The 1,199-nt window shown below is 62.8% G+C and carries 2 protein-coding genes; one reads left to right on the forward strand and one right to left on the reverse strand.

The window, feature by feature from the left end; genetic code table 11:
• Positions 1 to 84: 84 nt before the first annotated feature.
• Positions 85 to 309 (reverse strand): DUF2007 domain-containing protein, encoded by a 225-nt coding sequence (locus EN879_RS36545; protein ID WP_063167652.1) that lies wholly within the window; start codon positions 307 to 309, stop codon positions 85 to 87.
• Positions 310 to 509: 200 nt separating this feature from the next.
• On the opposite strand from EN879_RS36545, the gene EN879_RS36550 reads away from it, so the two are divergent.
• Positions 510 to 1,199, forward strand: a 690-nt coding sequence (locus EN879_RS36550) for a polyprenyl synthetase family protein (protein ID WP_127274747.1), incomplete at its 3' end; no start/stop codon positions are given.

Consider the following 1,199-nt stretch of genomic DNA (forward strand, 5'->3'; position numbering starts at 1 on the left):
GCGCCAGCCAGAACCGGCCGCGATGGAAAGCGTCGACCGTATGGGCCGGCGTGTCCGGGACAAGGGCGGCGGGGGCGGCGGACATTATTTTCCGCGGATTTCGTTGGCGATGCCGGCATCCCTGAGGATGCGCCGTGCCGCGTCGGCCTGGTCGGCGTCGACCATGACGCGCTTCTGCAAAAGACCGATCGACCCTTCGAGAATGCTCATATTCTGGTCGGCGACAAAGCAGGCAATGCCGGCGTCGCGCATCAGCGATTCGACAAAGGAAATGATCACGGCATCGTTGGTGCGGACTAGTTCTATCATCGTATGAAACTCGCAGTTTGCGCTATTGATGTAAACGGGCAGGGGATTCCGGGGCAGAGCCGTTCCCTTGGGGTCGTTGACATTCTGTCGCCGCCGCCGCGCCAATTCGCCACTTGCCGTGCCCATGTCCGCCGCCCTAGAGTCCATACAGGGACTAAGGGTGCCGTCGCACGCTCTATACCAAGACGGGAGTGATTGTCGTGGGTGTCGTTCTCAACATCGAAAACGGGAAGCGGGAGCCCGCCTCCATCAAGGATCTGATCGATCTGACTGCCGCCGATATGGGGCGCGTCAATGAATTGATCCTGTCCAAGGCCGGCTCCGACGTCGAGATGATCCCGGAGGTCGCCAACCATCTGATCTCGTCCGGCGGCAAACGGCTGCGGCCGATGCTGACGCTGGCCGCAGCCCAGATGTTCGGCTATGCCGGCGAGGGCCACGTCAAGCTCGCCACCTCCGTCGAATTCATGCACACCGCGACGCTTCTGCACGACGATGTCGTCGACGAGAGCGGCATGCGCCGCGGCAAGAAGACCGCCCGCATGATCTGGGGCAACCAGGCAAGCGTGCTGGTCGGCGACTTCCTGCTCGGCCAGGCTTTCCGCATGATGGTCGATGTCGGCTCGCTCGAGGCGCTCGACATCCTGTCGAGTGCAGCCTCGATCATCGCCGAGGGCGAGGTCATGCAGCTTGCCGCCGCCAAGAACCTCGAAACCACCGAGGACGAGCATTTCGCCGTCATCAAGGCCAAGACCGCCGCACTTTTTTCGGCTGCTGCCGAGGTCGGCCCGGTCATCGCCCAGGCGACGCGCAACGATCGTGCGGCGCTGCGCTCCTATGGCATGAATCTCGGCCTGGCCTTCCAGCTGATCGACGACGCGCTGGACTAT

The organism is Mesorhizobium sp. M7A.F.Ca.AU.002.02.1.1 (assembly GCF_003998535.1).
Lineage (GTDB): Bacteria > Pseudomonadota > Alphaproteobacteria > Rhizobiales > Rhizobiaceae > Mesorhizobium > Mesorhizobium ciceri.

Excerpts from the sequence above, each read along its gene's own strand:
- EN879_RS36545 (WP_063167652.1), bottom strand. The coding sequence starts at position 309 with ATGATAGAACTAGTCCGCACCAACGATGCCGTGATCATTTCCTTTGTC.